At 64.4% G+C, this 19,432-nt stretch carries 17 protein-coding genes; 6 read left to right on the top strand and 11 right to left on the bottom strand.

What is annotated here, in order from left to right; translation table 11 throughout:
• Position 1 precedes the first annotated feature (1 nt).
• From F3J45_RS12900 to tcyJ, 7 genes are all read right to left on the bottom strand, one after another.
• The gene (locus F3J45_RS12900; protein WP_167062778.1) at positions 2 to 802 is read right to left on the bottom strand and encodes a MetQ/NlpA family ABC transporter substrate-binding protein; all 801 of its coding nucleotides are present in this window, start codon (positions 800 to 802) and stop codon (positions 2 to 4) included.
• On the bottom strand, positions 795 to 2,180 hold the full coding sequence (locus tag F3J45_RS12895) for an LLM class flavin-dependent oxidoreductase (protein WP_167062775.1): 1,386 nt from the start codon (positions 2,178 to 2,180) through the stop codon (positions 795 to 797). Before F3J45_RS12895 ends, F3J45_RS12900 begins: the two co-directional genes overlap by 8 nt.
• Entirely contained in the window at positions 2,180 to 3,361 is a 1,182-nt protein-coding gene (locus tag F3J45_RS12890; RefSeq protein ID WP_167062772.1) for an SfnB family sulfur acquisition oxidoreductase, read from the bottom strand. Before F3J45_RS12890 ends, F3J45_RS12895 begins: the two co-directional genes overlap by 1 nt.
• Before the next feature lie 118 nt (positions 3,362 to 3,479).
• Positions 3,480 to 4,721, bottom strand: coding sequence for an SfnB family sulfur acquisition oxidoreductase (locus F3J45_RS12885; protein WP_167062769.1), 1,242 nt, complete (start codon positions 4,719 to 4,721; stop codon positions 3,480 to 3,482).
• Positions 4,722 to 4,967: 246 nt separating this feature from the next.
• The gene (gene tcyN, locus F3J45_RS12880; protein WP_167062766.1) at positions 4,968 to 5,726 is read right to left on the bottom strand and encodes an L-cystine ABC transporter ATP-binding protein TcyN; all 759 of its coding nucleotides are present in this window, start codon (positions 5,724 to 5,726) and stop codon (positions 4,968 to 4,970) included.
• A gap of 2 nt (positions 5,727 to 5,728) precedes the next feature.
• Positions 5,729 to 6,394, bottom strand: coding sequence for a cystine ABC transporter permease (tcyL, locus tag F3J45_RS12875; protein ID WP_370526374.1), 666 nt, complete (start codon positions 6,392 to 6,394; stop codon positions 5,729 to 5,731).
• Positions 6,394 to 7,188, bottom strand: a complete 795-nt coding sequence (tcyJ, locus tag F3J45_RS12870; protein ID WP_167062760.1) for a cystine ABC transporter substrate-binding protein — start codon at positions 7,186 to 7,188, stop codon at positions 6,394 to 6,396. The genes tcyL and tcyJ overlap by 1 nt, the downstream gene beginning before the upstream one ends.
• 337 nt (positions 7,189 to 7,525) lie before the next feature.
• Here tcyJ and epsC point away from each other — a divergent pair, with 337 nt between their 5' ends.
• Positions 7,526 to 8,458: a serine O-acetyltransferase EpsC gene (epsC, locus tag F3J45_RS12865; RefSeq protein ID WP_167062757.1), complete on the top strand. Its 933-nt coding sequence runs from the start codon at positions 7,526 to 7,528 to the stop codon at positions 8,456 to 8,458.
• 240 nt (positions 8,459 to 8,698) lie between these two features.
• Positions 8,699 to 10,702, top strand: a complete 2,004-nt coding sequence (betT, locus tag F3J45_RS12860; protein WP_167062754.1) for a choline transporter BetT — start codon at positions 8,699 to 8,701, stop codon at positions 10,700 to 10,702.
• An 81-nt stretch (positions 10,703 to 10,783) separates the two neighbouring features.
• Here betT and tauD read toward each other — a convergent pair whose 3' ends face one another.
• Genes tauD through tauA form a run of 4 tightly spaced genes read right to left on the bottom strand, consistent with a single transcriptional unit; the run spans position 10,784 to position 14,285 of the window.
• On the bottom strand, positions 10,784 to 11,617 hold the full coding sequence (tauD, locus tag F3J45_RS12855) for a taurine dioxygenase (protein ID WP_167062751.1): 834 nt from the start codon (positions 11,615 to 11,617) through the stop codon (positions 10,784 to 10,786).
• Positions 11,618 to 11,664: 47 nt separating this feature from the next.
• On the bottom strand, positions 11,665 to 12,504 hold the full coding sequence (gene tauC, locus F3J45_RS12850) for a taurine ABC transporter permease TauC (protein ID WP_167062748.1): 840 nt from the start codon (positions 12,502 to 12,504) through the stop codon (positions 11,665 to 11,667).
• Positions 12,501 to 13,283: a taurine ABC transporter ATP-binding subunit gene (gene tauB / locus F3J45_RS12845; protein ID WP_370526373.1), complete on the bottom strand. Its 783-nt coding sequence runs from the start codon at positions 13,281 to 13,283 to the stop codon at positions 12,501 to 12,503. The genes tauC and tauB overlap by 4 nt, the downstream gene beginning before the upstream one ends.
• Before the next feature lie 30 nt (positions 13,284 to 13,313).
• On the bottom strand, positions 13,314 to 14,285 hold the full coding sequence (gene tauA / locus F3J45_RS12840; protein WP_167062742.1) for a taurine ABC transporter substrate-binding protein: 972 nt from the start codon (positions 14,283 to 14,285) through the stop codon (positions 13,314 to 13,316).
• A 501-nt stretch (positions 14,286 to 14,786) separates the two neighbouring features.
• On the opposite strand from tauA, the gene F3J45_RS12835 reads away from it, so the two are divergent.
• The 4 genes from F3J45_RS12835 to ssuD all read left to right on the top strand — a co-directional run bounded on the left by F3J45_RS12835 (position 14,787) and on the right by ssuD (position 19,427).
• Complete coding sequence (locus tag F3J45_RS12835; RefSeq protein ID WP_167062740.1) at positions 14,787 to 16,115, top strand: OprD family porin; 1,329 nt, start codon at positions 14,787 to 14,789, stop codon at positions 16,113 to 16,115.
• 163 nt (positions 16,116 to 16,278) lie between these two features.
• Positions 16,279 to 16,917 carry a peroxiredoxin gene (locus F3J45_RS12830; RefSeq protein ID WP_016497546.1) on the top strand — a complete coding sequence of 213 codons (639 nt, stop codon included), beginning with the start codon at positions 16,279 to 16,281 and terminating at the stop codon, positions 16,915 to 16,917.
• 336 nt (positions 16,918 to 17,253) lie between these two features.
• Complete coding sequence (locus F3J45_RS12825; protein WP_167062738.1) at positions 17,254 to 18,219, top strand: sulfonate ABC transporter substrate-binding protein; 966 nt, start codon at positions 17,254 to 17,256, stop codon at positions 18,217 to 18,219.
• Positions 18,220 to 18,278: 59 nt separating this feature from the next.
• Positions 18,279 to 19,427 carry an FMNH2-dependent alkanesulfonate monooxygenase gene (gene ssuD / locus F3J45_RS12820; RefSeq protein WP_167062736.1) on the top strand — a complete coding sequence of 383 codons (1,149 nt, stop codon included), beginning with the start codon at positions 18,279 to 18,281 and terminating at the stop codon, positions 19,425 to 19,427.
• Positions 19,428 to 19,432: the final 5 nt, after the last annotated feature.

Below are 19,432 nucleotides of genomic sequence, written 5' to 3'. Positions count from 1 at the left end.
GTCAGCCTTCCCAACCGGCCTGGTACAGGCTGCCGTGGGCTTTGTTCAGCGCGGCGCGCACCGCCGGCGAGTGCTGGTAGATATCGACGAACTTGGCCAGGCGGGGGTCGTCCTTGCTTTGCGGGCGAATCACGAACTGGATCACGTACTCCTTGTTTTCCAGGCCGTCGAACAGCAGCGCCGAGGTGGCATCGAAGCTGTTGGCCAGGCGGATGTAGGCCGGGTAGCCCTGCACCAGGTCGGCATCGTCATAGGCACGCACCAGCTGCACGGCCTCGACCTGAAGGATTTTCAGCTTTTTCGGGTTGGCGGTGATGTCGTCCTCGGTGGCCTTGTAGCCCACCCCGGGCTTGAGGGTAATCAGGCCAGCCTTGGCCAGCAGCTGCAGGCCCCGGCCACTGTTGATCGGGTCGTTGGCGATGGCCACGCTGGCGCCTTCTGGCAACTCGGCGAAGGATGTGTACTTTTTCGAGTACAGGCCGACGTTGTTGATGATGCCCGGGGCGTAGGGCACCAGGTTGAAGCCAGCGGCGGCCTTGGCATTTTCCAGGAACGGGATGTGCTGGAAGTAGTTCACGTCGATGTCGCCGCTGTTGAGGCTGACATTGGGGGCGATCCAGTCGCTGAATTCGATCAGCTTCACGTCCAGGCCTTGCTTGTGCGCTTCTTCCACCGCCGCTTCCAGCGGGATGGCGAAGGCCGAGGTGGTGCCGATTTTCAACGGCTCGGCGGCCAGCACGCTGGCGGACAGGCTCAGGCCCAGGGCGATGGCCGCGACGGGCCGAAACAGTTTCTCAAGCATGGTGCAGGGCTCCAGTCGGGGCAGGGGTGTGGCGGTAGGCCGAACCTGGGTGGTCGGCGGGCAAGTGCGGGTGGTCACCCTGGAACAGCTTTTCGCGCAGGGTGCCGTCGGCGTAGGCGGTTTTGTAGCGGCCGCGCTGTTGCAGTTGCGGCACCACCAGGTCGATGAAGTCCTCGTAGCTTTCCGGGGTGACGGTGCGGGTCAGGTTGAAACCGTCCAGGCCGGTGTCGTCGATCCAGGCGATCAGCTGTTCGGCCACCTGCTCGGGCGCGCCGACCAGGGTCACGTAGCGCCCGCCGAGGGCGTGCTGCTGCAGCAGGCGGCGGCGGGTCCAGGCGTTGTCCTGAAGCTGGCGGGTCGCCGACTGGATGGCGTTGCCCTTGCTGGCACCAATCGGCTCGTCCAGGCCGTAGGCGGCGAAGTCGATACCGGTGGAGGCGGCGAAGTGCGCCACGCCGGCTTCTGCGCTGGCATGCTGCAGGTATTCGGCATGCTTGGCCTGCGCCTGCTGCTCGGTGGGCGCAACGATCACGGTGATGCCCATGAACACCTTCACCGCCTGCGGGTCACGGCCTGCGGCCTGGGCCGCGGCGCGCACCTTGTCGACCTGGGCACGGGTGGCGGCCTTGTCCTGGCCGCTGATGAACACGCATTCGGCATGGTTGCCGGCAAAGGCCAGGCCACGTGGCGAGCTGCCGGCCTGGAACAGCACCGGGGTGCGCTGCGGCGAGGGTTCGCACAGGTGGTAGCCCTCGACCTGGTAGAACTCGCCCTGGTGGCGCACCTTGCGCACCTTGGCCGGCTCTGCGTACACCCGCCGTGCGCGGTCGTTGACCACGGCGTCGTCGGCCCAGCTGCCTTCAAGCAGCTTGTACAGCACTTGCAGGTACTCGTCGGCCTGGTCGTAGCGGCGGTCGTGCTCGGGCTGGTGGGCCAGGCCCATGGCCCGGGCGGCGCTGTCGAGGTAGCCGGTGACGATGTTCCAGCCCACCCGGCCGTTGCTCAGGTGGTCCAGGGTCGACAGGCGCCGGGCGAACAGGTACGGCGCCTCGTAGGTGAGGTTGGCGGTCAGGCCGAAGCCCAGGTGGCGGGTGACCGCGGCCATGGCCGACACCAGCAGCAGCGGGTCGTTGACCGGCAGCTGGATCGACTCCTTGAGGGGGACGTCCACCGACTGGCCATAGACGTCGTAGGTGCCGACGATGTCGGCGATGAACAGGCCGTCGAACAGGCCGCGTTCGAGCAGGCGCGCCAGGTCGGTCCAGTAGGCGAGGGTCTTGTACTGGGTGGAGGTGTCCCGTGGGTGGGTCCACAGGCCGTGGTTGATGTGCCCGATGCAGTTCATGTTGAAGGCATTGAGCAGGATCTGCTTGGCCATCAGATGGTCCCCCGGCGTGGTGGGTGCTCGTCGTTGAGGTAGTAGTTGCCGATGGCGTGGTACTTCCAGCGCACCGGGTCGTGCAGGGTGTGCACGCGGGCGTTGCGCCAGTGGCGGTCGAGGTTGTGCTCGGCCAGGGTGGCCTGGCTGCCGGCCAGCTCGAACAGCGTGGTGCCGGCGGCAAGCGAGATGTCGGTGCTGATGGCGCGGGCTTCGGCCACGGCAATGGACGCAGCGGCGACCTTGTCGGCGGTGCTGTCCAGCTGGGCCTGGTCGAGGTATTCGCCAGCCCGTTCCAGCAGCGCTTCGGCGGCGTGCAGGCGGATGGCCAGGTGGCCGAAGCTTTTCAGGGTCAGTGGGTCGTCGCTGGCCTTGTCCAAGCCCGAGTCGACCCAGGGCCGGCTGCGGGTACGCACGAAGTGCAGGGCGTCTTCGAAGGCGGCGCGGGCGATGCCGGTGTCGATGGCGGCGTGAAGGATCTGCGCCAGCGGGCCGACCGGGGTGGGGCGCTCGAAGGCGCTCTGGAACGGCACCACGTCGGCTTCGTCGACGTACACGTTGTCGAACTGTACCGAGCCGCTGCCGGTGGTGCGCTGGCCGAAGCCGCTCCAGTCGTCGATCACCTGCAGGCCCTGGCTGGCGGCGGGCACGAAGGCCAGTTGCTGGCGGCCTTGCTCGTCGATCACCGAGGTGGGGATACGCTGGGCGTAGAGGGCGCCGGTGGCGTAGAACTTGCGGCCGTTGATGCGGTAGCCGGCGCCGTCGCGGGTCAGGCGGGTGGTGCGGTCGTTGGCGGTTTTCGTGCCCAGTTCGGCCAGGGCATTGCCGAAGCGGCGGCCGGCCAGCACTTCGGCGTAGAGGCGGCGTTGCTGTTCGGGGCTGCCGTTCACGCGCAGCACTTCAAGGGCGTAGAAGTGGTTTTGCGGGATTTGCCCAAGGGAGGCGTCGGCCTGGGCGATGCGGGCGATCACCTTGGCCAGGGTGACGTTGGACACACCTGCGCCGCCAAAGGCCTTGGGTACGCTGATGGCCCACAGGCCAGAGCGGGTGAACAACTCCAGCTCAGGGTGGGGCAGGCGGCGTTCGCGGTCGCGCAGGGCGCTGTCGCGGTGCAGCTGCTGGGCAAGGTGCTCGGCGGCTTCGAGGGCCTGGGTGTCGGTGGTGATGAGCGATGTTGTCATGGTGGTCTCCGGGGCCATGGGGTCGTTTTGCGGCCCATTCGCGACCTTTGGTCGCTCCTACGGTAGGAGCGACCGTAGGTCGCGATTGGGCTGCAACGCAGCCCCCTACGCCCTCAAATCAGATCCAGGAATGCCGCGCAGGCAAGGTCCCATTCAGGTGGTAGGCCCCAACCGCGTGGTACTTCCAGCGCACCGGGTCGTGCAGGGTGTGCACGCGGGCATTGCGCCAGTGCCGGTCGAGGTTGAACTCGGCCAGGGTCGCGCGGCTGCCAGCCAGTTCGAACAGCTTCTCGCTGGCCTGCAGGGCGATCTCGGTGGTGAGCACCTTGGCCTCGGCCACGGCGATCGAGGCCCGCGCCGCGGCAGCGGCATCGACCGGCCCTGCATTGACCTCGTCGAGTACCCGCGCCGCTCTGCGCAGCAGCGCTTGGGCGGCATGCAGTTCAAGCTTCAGGCGGCCGATATCGGCAATCACGTACAGGTCATCGCTGGCGCGCTCGACCTTGGCCTCGACCCACGGCCGGGCCTTCTCGCGAACGAAGGCGATGGCATCGTCGATGGCGGCCTCGGCAATGCCGGCGTCGATGGCAGCCTGGATCAACTGCGAAACCGCACCCTGGATGTTGGGCAGGTCGTGCTGGCGCCAGTTGTCGATCACCAGCTCCGCGTCCACCGGCACCTGGTCGAGTAGCACGGTGCCGCTGGCGGTGGTGCGCTGGCCGAAGCCAGACCAGTCATCGACGATGCGCAGCCCAGGGCTTGCGCGGCGGATGAAGGCGAGGCGCTGGCGGCCTTCGTCGTCCAGGGCCTTGACCGCTACCCAGTGGGCGAACAGGGCGCCGGTGGAGTAGAACTTCTCGCCGCTAACGCGATAGCCATCGGCGCTGCGGGTGATGCGGGCCTTGAGTGTCAGGGTGTCCTTGGTGCCGCGCTCGGGGCCGGCGTTGCCGATGCGCCAGCCGTCCAGCACGCTGCGAAAAATCAGCGCCTGCTGGGCCTCGGTGGCGGTCAGGCGCAGCAGTTGCAGCAGGCCGAACTGGTTTTGCGGGATCTGCCCCAGGGCCGGGTCGGCGGCGCTGATGATGCGAAACACTTCGGCGATGGTGGCGAAGGATACGTCGGGGCCGCCGTGGGCCTTGGGCACGCTGATGCTGCCCAGGCCGCTGCGGGTGAACTGTTCGATCTCGGCCCAAGGCAGCTTGCGTTGGCGGTCGCGGCGGGCGGCCTGCTCACGGGCGGCATCGGCCAGTTCGCGGGCGGCTTGCAGGGCTTCGGCGTCGTTGCGCAACACCTTGGCCGGCAGCAGCAGGGGCGAGCTGTCGAGGTCGCTGTGGAAGGGGGTATTTGGCTGGATGGTCATCAGAACCGAACCTCACAAAGTGGATGCGTCGCTTCAGCTGATGGCGACAGGCTTGTGCTGGTCCGGTGGTCCGGTCCATATACCCTAATGGCTTATTAAAGGTTTATGAGCTAACTCTTTGGAATATAGATAGAAGAGGGGAGTTGTGTAGGGCGTGATGGCCTCTTCGCGGGGCGAGCCCGCTCCTACAAGCGAGCGCGATGCCCTTGTAGGCGCGGGCTTGCCCCGCGAAGAGGCCGGCAAGGTTTACTCGGAAGCCGCGGTCCCGAGGAACTTGCGCAAAAACTGCCGGGTACGTTCCTCACGGGGGTTGGCGAACAGCGCCTTGGCCTCGCCCTGTTCCACGATCACGCCTTTGTCGAAGAAGATCACCCGGTTCGCCACGTCCCGGGCAAAGCTCATTTCGTGGGTGACGATGATCATGGTGCGCTTTTCCTCGGCCAGGCCGCGGATGGTTTCCAGCACTTCGCCCACCAGTTCCGGGTCGAGCGCCGAGGTGGGCTCGTCGAACAGGATCACCTCAGGCTCCATGGCGAGGGCCCGGGCAATCGCCACCCGTTGCTGCTGGCCACCGGACAGGCGCCGTGGGTAGGCGTCTTCCTTGCCCGCCAGGCCAACCTTGGCCAACAGGCGCCGGCCCAGCGCGATGGCCTGCTCGCGCGGGGTTTTCTTGACGATCACCGGCCCTTCGATGACGTTGTCCAGGGCGGTGCGGTGGGGGAACAGGTTGAAGTTCTGGAACACGAACCCGGCTTGCTGGCGCAAACGGCGGATCGCGCCCTGCTGGCCACCCAGCGGGCGGTTGGCGTCGATGCTGATGCTGCCGATGCGGATGCGCCCGGCATCCGGGGTTTCCAGCAGGTTGAGGCAGCGCAGGAAGGTGGTTTTGCCCGAGCCGCTGGGGCCGATGATCGCCACCACTTCGCCCGGCTGCACGGTCAGGTCGATGCCGTTGAGCACGGTCTGGCCCTTGAACCGCTTGGTCAGGCCTTCTACTACGATCATCGTCAGTGCTCCTGGTCGTGCTGGTTGACCCGCGCTTCCATGCGGTTCTGGAAGTGCGCGAGGATGCTGCACAGCACCCAGTAGATCACCGCCACTGCCAGGTACATGGTGAACACTTCGAAGGTGCGTGCGGTAATCAGCTGCGCCTGGCGGAACAGTTCAGGCACCTGGATGGTCGCCGCCAGGGCGGTGTCCTTGACCAGCGAGATGAAGCTGTTGCCCAGCGGCGGCAGCGCAGTGCGCAGCGCCTGCGGCAGGATCGCCCGGCGCATGGCCTGGGTGCGGGTCATGCCGATGCTGGCGGCGGCTTCCCACTGGCCGCGGTCGATGGAAGAAATGGCCGCGCGCAGGATTTCGCAGATGTACGCGGCCATGTTCAGCGACAAGCCGATCAGCGAGGCTGGAATCGGGTCCAGTTCTATGCCGATCTGTGGCATGCCGAAGTAGATCACGAACAGCTGCACCAGCAGCGGCGTGCCGCGAAAGAACGACACGTAGATGCGCGCCAGCCAGTCCAGCGGCAGGATCTTCGACAGCCGCATCAGCGCCAGGGCAAAGCCCAGCACCAGGCCGAAGAACATGCCGCCGACACTCAGCAGCACCGTGTAGCCCGCGCCCTTCAACAGAAAGGGCGCGGAGTCGGTAACGAGTTGCAGGCTTTCAGCGATCATTGGGTGACGTCAGCACCGAAGTATTTCTGCGACAGCTTGGCCAGCGTGCCGTCGGCCTTGAGCTTGTCGATGGCCTTGTTGATGGCGGCCAGCAACTCAGGCTCACCCTTGCGCAGGGCCACGCCGCTTTCCAGGCGCGAGAAGGCGGCGCCGGCAAGTTCGGTGTCCGTGGCTTTTTGCGCGTATTCCAGGGCCGCCAGGCGGTCGATCAGAATGGCGTCGATGCGGCCGTTGCGAAGGTCGGCGAACTTGCTTGGGTCGTCTTCATAGGTGCGCACATCGGCTTTGGGCACGTCTTGCTTGACCCATTGCTCGTAGTTGGTGCCCAGGCCCACGCCAACTTTCTTGCCGGCCAGGTCCTGGGCGGTCTTGATGTTCAGCTGCTCGGCCTTTTTCTTCAGGATCAGCGCCTGGATGCCGGAGATGGTGTAGGGCTCGGAGAAGTCGTACTTCTTCTTGCGCTCATCGGAGATGGTCACCTGGTTCACCACCACGTCGAGGCGCTTGGACTCCAGGGCGGCAAGAATGCCGTCCCACTTGGTGGGCTGAATCTTGGCCTTGACCCCCAGCTCCTTGGCCAGCAGCTCGGACAGCTCCACTTCGAAGCCGGTGAGCTTGCCGTTCTCATCCTGGAAGCTGAAGGGCGGGTAGGTGCCTTCGAGGCCGACGTTGATCACGCCTTTTTCCTGGATGGCCTTCAATTGCTCGCCGGCGAAGGCTTGGCCGAGCAGGCCGGCGCCCAGCAGGATGGCCAGGCTGGCGTTGAGTAGCGGTTTGGCGAATTTCGACATGTCAGGCCCCGCGCTTGTTGTGGAAGTAGTGGGTGGCGACTATAGAATCCGGCTGATAGGCCAGGAAATAATAAAAACTTATGTTGTTATGCTTTTTAATGCATTTGTCATTCGATGGGTGCTTTGAGGGTAGGCCAGGATGCTTCCGGCGTCATCGCGGCTTATGCCCGGCTTGGTGCAGCGTGGAATAAAGCGTTGTTTTTTCCAAGGGGCGGATTTGCCGTAGAGTGGATTGCAGAGGGCAGGTCCGGCCCTTTCGCTCCTGTAGGAGCGGGCTTGCCCCGCGAAAGGGCCGGACCTGCCAATACAACTATGTCCCCTTCGGCAGGAGAACACCGTGAGCGAACAACCTTCATCCGGGCATTGGCAGTTGCACACCATCGTCAGCGGCCTGCGCGGCGCCCGTGAGCAGTGGCGCAGCCGCAATGGCCGCAGCATCGGCGAGCAGGGCGGGCGCGAACTGCCGTCGCGCGAGGCCATGCGGCAGATCCTCGAGCAGCTGTGCGGCGCACTGTTCCCGATGCGCCTGGGGCCGGTTGACCTGCGTGAAGAAAGCGAAGACTTCTATGTCGGCCACACCCTCGACGCCGCGCTGACCGCGTTGTTGGCGCAGGCGCGGCTGGAACTGCGCTATGCCGCACGGCAGAACCAAGGCGACCTGGCAGCGGTCGATGGCCAGGCCCTGCGCCTGATCCAGGATTTTGCCGCGGCCTTGCCGCAATTGCGGGTGCTGCTCGACACCGACGTGCTGGCCGCCTACCACGGCGACCCGGCAGCGCGCAGCGTCGACGAGGTGCTGCTGTGCTACCCGGGCATTCTGGCAATCATCCACCACCGCCTGGCCCACCACCTGTACCAGGCAGGGTTGCCATTGCTGGCGCGGATCAGCTCGGAGCTTGCGCATTCGGCCACCGGCATCGACATCCACCCCGGCGCGCAAATCGGCCAGAGCTTCTTCATCGACCATGGCACCGGCGTGGTGATTGGCGAAACGGCGATCATCGGCGAGCGGGTGCGGATCTACCAGGCGGTGACGCTGGGCGCCAAGCGCTTCCCCAGCGATGAGTCGGGCACGCTGCACAAAGGCCTGGCGCGCCACCCCATCGTCGAGGATGACGTGGTGATCTACGCCGGGGCGACCATCCTGGGCAGGATTACCATCGGACAAGGTTCGACCATCGGTGGCAATGTGTGGCTTACGCGCAGCGTGCCGGCAGCGAGCAACATTACCCAGGCGAATCTGCAGTTGGATTGTCAGGACAAGAACTGAGCCTGGATTTGTATGGGGTGTGCCGGCCTTTTCGCGGGGCAAGCCCGCTCCTACAAGGGTGCCCCGCGAAAGGGGCGGGGCGCCGATCAGCGCCCCGGTTCGCATTGAAATGCGATCCATGTTTAACTTGAACGCTTGTTCAATGAAAAACGCTGGTCCGCTGCCGGTGTTCAACAGGAGGATTCCTTTGCTGAACCCGTTCATTCCGAGCCTCACCTCGATTGGCGAGGTGCCCGTTTCATGAGTGCATCGTCCCCCACCCTTGCCACTGGCAAGATCCGCATGAACCCCCCGGTGTTCTACTTCGCCGCCAGTTTCATCCTGCTGTTCGGCCTGGTGGTGATCGCCTTCCCGCAAGCTGCCGGTGAATGGCTGCTGGCAGCGCAGAACTGGGCGGCCAACACGGTCGGCTGGTACTACATGCTGGCCATGACCCTGTACCTGGTGTTCGTGGTGGTTACCGCGTTGTCCGGCTACGGCAAGATCAAGCTGGGCGCCGACCATGACGAGCCCGAATTCAGCTACCTGTCATGGGCCGGCATGCTGTTCGCTGCTGGCATCAGCATCACGCTGTTCTTCTTTTGCGTGTCCGAACCGCTCACCCACATGCTCACCCCGCCCCAGGGCGAGGGCGGCACGGCCGAGGCCGGGCGCCAGGCGATGCAGATTCTGTTCCTGCACTGGGGCCTGCACGGCTGGGGCGTGTTCGCCTTCGTCGGCATGGCGCTGGCCTACTTCGCCTACCGCCACAACCTGCCGCTGGCCCTGCGCTCGGCGCTGTACCCGCTGATTGGCAAGCGCATCAACGGGCCCATCGGCTACGCGGTGGACGGCTTCGGCATCATTGCCACGGTGTTCGGCCTGGGCGCCGACATGGGCTTTGGCGTGCTGCACCTGAACGCCGGCCTCGACTACCTGTTCGGTATCAGCCACAGCCAGTGGGTGCAGGTGATCCTGATTGCCCTGATGATGGGCGCGGCCGTGGCCGTGGCGGTCGCCGGGGTGGAGAAGGGCGTGCGGGTGATGAGCGACATCAACCTGTTCCTGGCCTGCGCGCTGCTGTTGTTCGTGCTGTTCGCCGGGCCCACCCAGCACCTGTTCAACACCCTGATCCAGAACCTTGGCGACTATTTGGGCGCCCTGCCGCGCAAAAGCTTCGACGTGTACGCCTACGGCGAGCAGCGCGACTGGCTGGGTGGCTGGACGGTGTTCTACTGGGCCTGGTGGATTGCCTGGGCGCCCTTCGTGGGGCTGTTCATTGCGCGGATTTCCCGCGGGCGCACCATCCGCGAGTTCGTGTTCGGCGTGCTGCTGATTCCGCTGGGCTTCACCCTGGCGTGGATGTCGATTTTCGGCAACAGCGCACTGGACCAGGTGATCAACCATGGCATGACCGCGCTTGGCCAGTCGGCGTTGGACAACCCGTCGATGAGCCTGTACCTGCTGCTGGAAACCTACCCGTGGAGCAAGACGGTGATCGCCGTGACGGTGTTCATCAGCTTCGTGTTCTTCGTCACCTCGGCCGACTCCGGCACCGTGGTGCTGTCGACGCTGTCGGCCAAGGGCGGCGGCGCCGACGAGGACGGGCCGAACTGGCTGCGCATCTTCTGGGGCGTGATGACCGCGCTGATTACCAGCGGCCTGCTGTTCGCCGGCAGCATCGATTCGCTGAAGTCGGCGGTGGTGCTCACCTCGCTGCCTTTCTCGCTGATCTTGCTGTGCATGATGTGGGGGCTGCACAAGGCCTTCTACCTGGAGAGCCAGCGGCAGATCGCGCAGATGCACTCGCTGGCACCGTTCGCCCAGACCCGGCGTGGCCGCGGCGGCTGGCGCCAGCGCCTGAGCCAGGCGGTGCACTTCCCGTCACGTGATGAGGTGTACCGCTTCATGGACGACGTGGTGCGCCCGGCGATTGCCGATGTGCGCGAGGTGTTCGAGCAGAAGGGGTTGGTGCTGGTGACCCAGGACGACCCGAGCCATGACAACGTCAGCCTCAAGGTTGGCCATGGCGAGGAGCAGCCGTTCATCTACCAGGTGCAGATGCGTGGGTATTTCACCCCGTCGTTCGCCTTGGGTGGGTTGGGTACGCAGGAGTTGAAGAACCGTCGCTACTACCGGGCGGAGGTGCATTTGAGCGAAGGCAGCCAGAACTATGACCTGGTGGGCTACAGCAAGGAGCAGATCATCAACGACATCCTCGACCAGTACGAGCGGCACATGCAGTTCTTGCATCTGGTCAGGTAGCTGCCTGTGCGGCCCCTCTCGCGACCTGCGGTCGCTCCTACCCGGTGTGTAGGAGCGACCGTAGGTCGCGAGAGGGGCCTTTCAAAAGGGTGCATCCCCAAGGATGGTCGCCCGGTGCATGACCCGCCGATTGGGCCGGTAGTCATCCACCGCAAAATGCTGGGTCACGCGGTTGTCCCAGAACGCCACGTCATTTTCCTGCCAACGCCAGCGAATGCTGAACTCCGGCCGCGTCGCATGGGCGAACAGCAACTTGAGCAGCGCCTCGCTTTCCAGCTCGCTCAGTTCATTGATGCGCGTGGTGAACCCCTCATTGACGAACAACGCCTTGCGCCCGCTCACCGGGTGCGTGCGTACCACCGGGTGCGACAGCGGCGGGTTGTTGCGCCGGGTTGCTTCCCAGCGCGCCAGGTCTTCAGGCGTGGTGCCGAAGCGCTCCAGCGGGAACGACTTGGTGAAGTCGTGGGTGGCGGTGAGCCCGTCGAGCAGCCCTCGCAAAGGCGCCGACAAGGCCTCGAAGGCAGCGATGCCGCTGGCCCACAGGGTGTCGCCACCAAAGGCCGGCAGTTGCTTGGCGCTGAGCACCGCGCCTAGCGCGGGGGTGGGCAGGAAGGTCACGTCGGTGTGCCAGACGGCATTGTCGCGCACGTCGGTCACCGCCGTGTCGAGGATCAGCACCTGGGGCGTTTCTGGCACGTTGGGGTAGATCGGGTGGATGTGCAGGTCGCCAAAGCGCGCGGCAAAGCGTGCCTGCTGCTCGGGCTCGATGGGCTGGTCACGGAAGAACAGCACCTGGTGCTGCAACAGCGCCTGCTCGATGGCGTCACGCTCGGCGGTGGTGATTTCGCGGCTGATGTCCACGCCACTGATCTGCGCGCCGAGCGCCGGGCTGAGGGGGGTGATGGTCAGGCTCATGTCGTTCTCTTCATCAGGCGCCAGTGTGCTGGCGTGGTCAGTCGTGTTCAGTGGCTCTGGCCATGCCAGGGCACCAGCTTGCGTTGCAGGGCACGCAGGCCCATCTCCAGGGCAAAGGCGATCAGGGCGATCAGCAGGATGCCCAGCACCACCACATCGGTAACCAGGAACTGCGCCGCCGACTGCACCATGAAGCCCAGGCCGCTGGTGGCGGCGATCAGCTCGGCGGCAACCAGGGTCGACCAGCCGACGCCCAGGCCAATGCGGATGCCGGTGAGGATGTCGGGCAGGGCGCTGGGCAGGATCACGTGACGAATCAGCTGTGCCTTGCTCGCCCCCAGCGATTGCGCGGCGCGCAGCTTGGCCGGGTCGACGGTGCGCACGCCGGTGGCGGTGGCAATGGCGATGGGGGCGAAGATCGCCAGGTAGATCAGCAGCACCTTGGACAGCTCGCCAATGCCGCACCAGATGACGATCAGCGGCAGGTAGGCCAGCGGCGGAATTGGCCGGTAGAACTCGATCAGCGGGTCGAGGATGCCGCGGGCCACGCGGTTGTAGCCAATGGCGATGCCGACCGGGATGGCGGTCAGGGTGGCGGCGGCCAGGGCCAGGCCGATACGCCCAAGGCTGGCGCCCAGGTGCTGCCACAGGCTGGCGTCCATGTAGCCCTGGGTGAGCAGGGTCCAGCCTTTGGCCAGGATGTCGCCGGGTGACGGCAGAAATAGCGGTTCGACCCAGCCGGCGGCCGTCACCAGCCACCAGGCCAGCAGCAGGCTGGCCAGGGTCAGGGTGCTGATCCAGCGGGTGGGCAGGGCGCGGCGCACCTTGGCGGCGGGCCGGTCGGGGGTGGCGTGCTTGCCGGCAACCGGCAGGTTCAGGCTGTTCATGCGCGCTCCTGCAGGCTTTGGCGTTGGGCGAACACGCGGGCCAACACGTGCTCGCGGGCTTCGATGAAACGAGGGTCGGACTTGATTGCCCGGGCGGGTTCGCCGGCGGCATAGCGCTGGCCGAAGTCCAGTTGCAGGCGCTCGACCACGCGACCGGGGTTGGGTGCCAGCAGCACCAACTCGCTGGCCAGGAACACCGCTTCCTCGATGTCGTGGGTAATCAGGAACACTGGCTTGGCGGTGCGTTGCCACACCTGCAGCAGCAACTCCTGCATCTGTTCGCGGGTGAAGGCATCCAGGGCGCCGAAGGGTTCGTCCATCAGCAGCACCCGTGGGTCGGCCGCCAGCGCCCGGGCCAGGCCCACTCGCTGTTTCTGGCCGCCGGAGAGTTGCCAGATACGCCGCTCGGCAAAGCCTTCGAGGTCTACCAGGGCCAGCATCTCGCGGGCCTTGGCCTCACGTTGGGCGCGTGGCACGCCAGCCAGCTCCAGGCCGAAGGCGACGTTGCCCAGCACGTTCTGCCAGGGCAGCAGGGCATCGTCCTGGAACACCACGCCCCGCTCGGCGCCGGGGCCTTGCACCGGGTTGCCGTCGAGGCTGATACGCCCGGCGCTGGGGGCGACGAACCCGGCGATCAGGTTGAGCAGCGAGGTCTTGCCGCTGCCCGATGGCCCGAGGGCCACCAACAGCTGGCGTGGGCCCAGGCTCAGGTTGATGTCGGCCAGCACCGGGGTGGCGGCGCCGGGGTACTGTGCGCTGATGCGCTCCAGCTCAAGCAAGGCCATGACAGGCTCCCTGGGTGATAAGCGTTAGTTGGGGATGTACTGGGCGCTGACGTAGGGCGCGTAGTCCGGCAGCACCGCGTCGACCTTGCCCTGTTGCTTGAGGAAGGTGGCCGTGTCGGTCAGCGCCTGGGTGGTGGGCGCGCCCAGTGCCTTGGCCTGGTCGGCGGCCAGCGGGTAGACGTTGCCCTGCAGCAGCAGCGGAATGTCGGTTGGCTTGGCCCCGGAAAGCTTGGCCAGCTTGGCCACGTTGTCTGGGTTGGCCAGCCAGGCTTGCGGGTCTTTGCGGTAGTCGGCGTAGGCGTCGAGGGTGACTTTGGCGAAGGCCTTGACCACCTCGGGGTGCTTGCTGGCGAAGTCCTTGCGCACGATCCAGGCGTCGAAGGTGGGCGCGCCTTGCTTGGCCAGGTCGCCGGAGGTAATCAGCACCTTGCCGTTTTCCTTGGCCACGCCCAGGGCTGGGTCCCACACATAGGTGGCGTCGATGTCGCCGCGCTTCCAGGCGGCGATAATTGCCGGTGGCGCGAGGTTGAGGATCTGCACCTTGGCCGGGTCGATGTTCCACTGCTTCAGCGCGGCCAGCAGGCTGTAGTGGCCGGTGGATACGAACGGCACGGCGACTTTCTTGCCGACCAGGTCCTGTGGGGTTTTGATGCTGTCGCGGGCCACCAGCGCTTCGCCGGCACCGATCTGAGTGGCGATCAGGAAGGTTTCGACCGGCAGCTTGCGGGTAGCGGCGGCGGCCAGCGGGCTGGAGCCCAGGTAGCCGATCTGCACGTCGCCACTGGCCACGGCGGTGATCACATCGGCGCCATTGTCGAATTTGCGCCAGTCGATGCTGGCCTTGCTGGCTTTTTCATAGTCGCCATCCACTTGGGCGACCTTGGCCGGGTCGACGGTGGTCTGGTAGGCCACGGTCAGGTCGGCGGCCTGGGCCAGCCAGCTGGTGCTGGCGAGGGTCAGGGCGGCGAACAGGCGCAGCGGAGCATGCGGGATCATGGTTGAACCTCTCGTCAGGCAATGTGGGGATTGGATGAAGAGAGACTAAATGATCTAAGAATTCTAAAATAAATAACTTTTTTGCATTAGCTTAGGATGCAAAGCTGTTAGCGCAGGTCAGGATCAGGGAATGCCCGATGGCGGAAGCTGGAAGGGCTGCTAGTCTCTTTTCCCTCCCAAAGGGGCGCAATGGAGTAGTTGGTCGGCAAACGTTTGCAAATAACCTAAAGGTATGATTGCGAGCTGCCGATACAACGTTTTGCAGTAAAGGTTCAGATGATATTCCGTAAAAATCTTAGGATTTCACAAAACGGTCATTTTGGATTTATAGGATTGTCATTATCCTGTAGCGCAGGAGTGTCTTAGACCAAAGTCGAGAAACGTTTGGAAATGATTGACTAAACGGTCACGGTTTTGGGCTAAATCGCCCATCCACGGTGAGCGGGGCAAAAGATCCCGCCGCCAGAGATACACAAGAATTAGAACGTAGAGGAGCAAAACATGTACAAGTCCAGCCTGGCTCTGGCCGTGGCACTGGGGGTTATCGCCCAATCTGCAGGCGCTGCCGGTTTCGTTGAAGACAGCAAACTGTCGCTCAGCTCGCGCACCATGTATTTCAACAACGACAACCGTGAAGGCGGCGCCGACAACCGTGAATCGGGTCAGGGCTTCAAGCTCGACTACATCTCCGGTTTCACCGAAGGCACCGTAGGCTTCGGCGTCGACGCCCAGGCCCTGTGGGGTATTCACCTGGATGGCGGCCGCGGCAAGCACCCAGACAACAGCAGCTTCTTCCCAAGCGATTCCGACGGCTCGGCTGTCGGCCAGTGGGCGCGCGTAGGCGCCAACGCCAAGGCTCGCTTCTCCAAGACCGAAGTTCACTTCGGTAGCGCTCTGGCGCCGAACCTGCCGATCCTGGTTTCCAACGACGGTCGTCTGCTGCCGCAAACCTTCGAGGGTGGCACCATCCAGTCGAAGGAAATCGACAACCTGACCATCAACGCCGGTCAGCTGACCCACGCCATGGGCCGTGCGTCGAGCAACCGTACTGGCCTGTCGGTCGCTGGCGCGACTGCAGACAGCAACAAGTTCCGCTACGGCGGCCTGGACTACAAGCTCACTCCAGACCTGACCCTGCAGTACTACTACTCGAACCTGGAAGACTTCTACAAGCAGCACTTCCTGGGCGCCACCCACGTCTTCAAGATTGCTGACAACCAGTCGTTCAAGACCGACCTGCGCTACTTCGACAGCAGCAGCGATGGCAACAACGGCCACGGCGGCGGCTTCAACTTCAGCAACAACGGTGGCTACGCCAAGAACACCGGCAAGGTCGACAACAAGACCTGGTCTGCCATGTTCACCTACACCCTGGGTGGCCATGCGCTGATGCTGGGTCGCCAGCAAGTCAGCGACGACGGTGCTTTCGTCTGGCTGAACCAAGGCAACGTGGTTGACGGCAACGGTCGCAACGAAGGCGCTGGCGGTTCCAGCTTCTACCTGTTCACCGACAGCATGATCAACCAGTTCGCCCGTGCTGGCGAGAACACCAACTTCGGCCAGTACTCGTATGACTTCGCCTCGCTGGGTGTTCCAGGCCTGAAGGCCTCGGTTGCCTACCTGCGCGGTGACGACATTCGTTACAAGAGCGGCCACGGCACCTACAACGAGTGGGAACGTGACGCCCGCGTCGACTACACCATCCAGGAAGGCACCCTCAAAGGCCTGGGCTTCAGCCTGCGCCAGGGCGTGTTCCGTGGTACTGGCGAAGCTAGCGCCGACCAGGACCAGACTCGCTTCATCGTGAACTACACTTACAGCTTCCTGTAAGCCGTAGCCACACAGAAAGCCTCGCCTAGTGCGAGGCTTTTTTGTGCCTGCGATTTGGTATGCATTAAGGTTATAAATAAATCATTATTTATTCTTTTTGTTTTTAATCGGATGCAGGCACATTGAACCCATACGGTCAGCACACTGCACAGGAGCCGCACCCATGAGCCTCAAACTCGGCGACATCGCCCCCGATTTCGAACAGGATTCCAGCGAAGGCAAAATCCGCTTTCACGAGTGGCTGGGCAATAGTTGGGGCGTGCTGTTCTCCCACCCGGCCGACTTTACCCCGGTGTGCACCACCGAGCTGGGCCTGACCGCCAAGCTCAAGGACGACTTCGCCAAGCGCGGGGTCAAGGCCATCGCCCTGTCAGTTGACCCGGTCGACTCGCACCACAAGTGGATCGAGGACATCAACGAAACCCAGAACACCGTGGTCAATTTCCCGATCATCGCCGACGCCGACCGCAAGGTGTCCGACCTGTACGACCTGATTCACCCCAACGCCAGCGACACCCTGACGGTGCGCTCGCTGTTCGTCATCGACCCGAACAAGAAGGTGCGCCTGACCATTACCTATCCGGCCAGTACCGGGCGCAACTTCAACGAGATCCTGCGGGTGATCGACTCGCTGCAACTCACCGACAACCACAAGGTGGCCACGCCAGGTAACTGGCAGGACGGCGACGAGGTGGTGATCGTGCCTTCGCTGAAGGACGAAGAGGAGATCAAGCAGCGCTTCCCGAAAGGTTACCGGGCGGTGAAACCTTACCTGCGGCTGACCCCGCAACCTAACCGTTGATGAATTCCTCGTTGCATTGCTCTTAGCCATAGCAGGGATATTCGGGCCGTTTCGACGGCCTTTTTTTGTGCCTGTGGGTTTTGTCATGCCTGGTAGGAGCGAGCGCAGCTCGCGATGCGCCGCGCGCGGCACCTGGCGAATTGAATAGGCTTTAATGGAATAAACAAATGAAAAAATATGATTTCTAGATATATAAACAGACTGGTAATGTTTCTTCAACCGAACACCCAGCAGCGCCGATACCACTAACCGGCACTGCCTTCGCTCCACCACCTTACTCGCCCGTCAACGAGGCAAGCAGGTGCAACCCGAACCCCATCGCATCAGGAGAGCGCCATGCGCACAGTCTTCTTGCGTCGAGGTCTGGTCGCCCTGTTTGCGGCGGCTGTCTCCTTCGGCGCCATCACCCAAGCCCAGGCAGAAAGCCTGCGCATCGGTTACCAGAAATACGGCACCCTGGTGCTGCTCAAGGCCAAGGGCACGCTGGAGAAGCGCCTGGCCGAGCAGGGCGTGCAGGTGCAGTGGACCGAGTTCCCCGGTGGCCCGCAACTGCTCGAAGGCCTGAACGTTGGCTCCATCGACTTTGGCGTCACCGGCGAAACCCCGCCTGTGTTTGCCCAGGCAGCCGGTGCCGACCTGCTCTACGTGGCCTACGAGCCGCCCGCCCCGCACAGCGAAGCCATCCTCGTGCCCAAGGGCTCGCCGATTCAGTCGGTGAAGGAACTCAAAGGCAAGAAAGTCGCCCTCAACAAAGGCTCCAACGTCCATTACCTGCTGGTTCGCGCCCTGGAAGACGCAGGCCTCAAGTACAGCGACATTCAGCCTGTGTACCTGCCACCTGCCGATGCCCGCGCCGCCTTCGAGCGTGGCAGCGTCGACGCCTGGGTGATCTGGGACCCGTACCAGGCGGCTGCCGAACAGCAACTGCAGGTCCGCACCCTGCGTGACGGCAAGGGCCTGGTCGACAACCACCAGTTCTACCTCGCCACCCGCAACTACGCCACCCAGCACCCGGCGGTGATCAGCACCCTGATCGACGAAGTGCGCGCCGTTGGCGAGTGGTCCCAGGCCAACCCGCAGGAAGTGACCCAGCAGGTGGCGCCGCTGCTCGGCCTGCCCGCCGACATCACCCTGACCTCGGTGAAACGCCAGGGCTACGGCGCTGCGCCGCTGACCCCGCAGGTGATCGCCGCGCAACAGAAGATTGCCGACACCTTCCAGGCGCTCAAGCTGATTCCCAAGCCGCTGAGCATCAAGGACGTGATCTGGACACCCCCTGCCAAGGTCGCCAGCGCGCCTTGACTGATTCGCCTGCGCCGGGGCACCGCCCCGGCTGAGCCACCCTTGAGGAGACAACTCCAATGAGCCTTAACATTTTCTGGTTCCTCCCCACCCACGGTGACGGCAAGTACCTGGGCACCTCCGACGGCGCCCGTGCAGTCGACCACGGCTACCTGCAGCAAATCGCCCAGGCCGCCGACCGCCTTGGCTTTGGCGGCGTGCTGATCCCCACCGGGCGCTCCTGCGAGGACTCCTGGCTGGTGGCGGCCTCGCTGATTCCGGTTACCCAACGCCTGAAATTCCTGGTTGCCCTGCGCCCTGGCATCATTTCGCCAACCGTGGCCGCACGCCAGGCCGCAACCCTCGACCGCCTGTCCAACGGCCGTGCGCTGTTCAACCTGGTGACCGGTGGCGACCCGGACGAACTGGCCGGTGATGGCCTGCACCTGAACCACCAGGAGCGCTACGAAGCCTCGGTGGAGTTCACCCGCATCTGGCGCAAGGTGCTCGAAGGTGAAACGGTCGACTACGACGGCAAGCACCTTCAGGTGAAAGGCGCCAAGCTGCTCTACCCACCGATCCAGCAGCCACGCCCGCCGCTGTACTTCGGTGGCTCGTCCGAGGCCGCCCAGGACCTGGCCGCCGAGCAGGTGGAGCTTTACCTGACCTGGGGCGAGCCGCCAAGCGCGGTTGCCGAGAAAATCGCCCAGGTGCGCGAGAAAGCCGTCGCCAAAGGCCGCGAAGTGCGCTTTGGCATCCGCCTGCACGTGATCGTGCGGGAAACCAACGACGAAGCCTGGGCGGCTGCCGACAAGCTGATCTCGCACCTGGACGACGACACCATCGCCCGTGCCCAGGCCTCGCTGGCGCGTTTCGACTCGGTGGGCCAGCAGCGCATGGCGGCCCTGCACAACGGTAACCGCGACAAGCTGGAAGTCAGCCCCAACCTGTGGGCCGGGGTTGGCCTGGTACGTGGCGGCGCCGGTACCGCGCTGGTTGGCGACGGCCCCACCGTGGCGGCCCGGGTCAAGGAATACGCGGCGCTTGGCATCGACACCTTCATCTTCTCCGGCTACCCGCACCTGGAAGAGTCGTACCGCGTGGCCGAGCTGCTGTTCCCGCACCTGGACGTGCAACGCCCGGAGCAGCCCAAGGCCGGGGGCTATGTAAGCCCGTTCGGTGAAATGGTCGCCAACGACATCCTGCCCAAGTCCGTCGCACAGAGCTGAGGGCC

Origin of the sequence: Pantoea sp. Ap-967 (assembly GCF_011752565.1) — a bacterium.
Classification (GTDB): domain Bacteria; phylum Pseudomonadota; class Gammaproteobacteria; order Pseudomonadales; family Pseudomonadaceae; genus Aquipseudomonas.
Note: the sequence above shows the minus strand (reverse complement) of the source record. Positions and strands in the feature narration are given on the sequence as shown.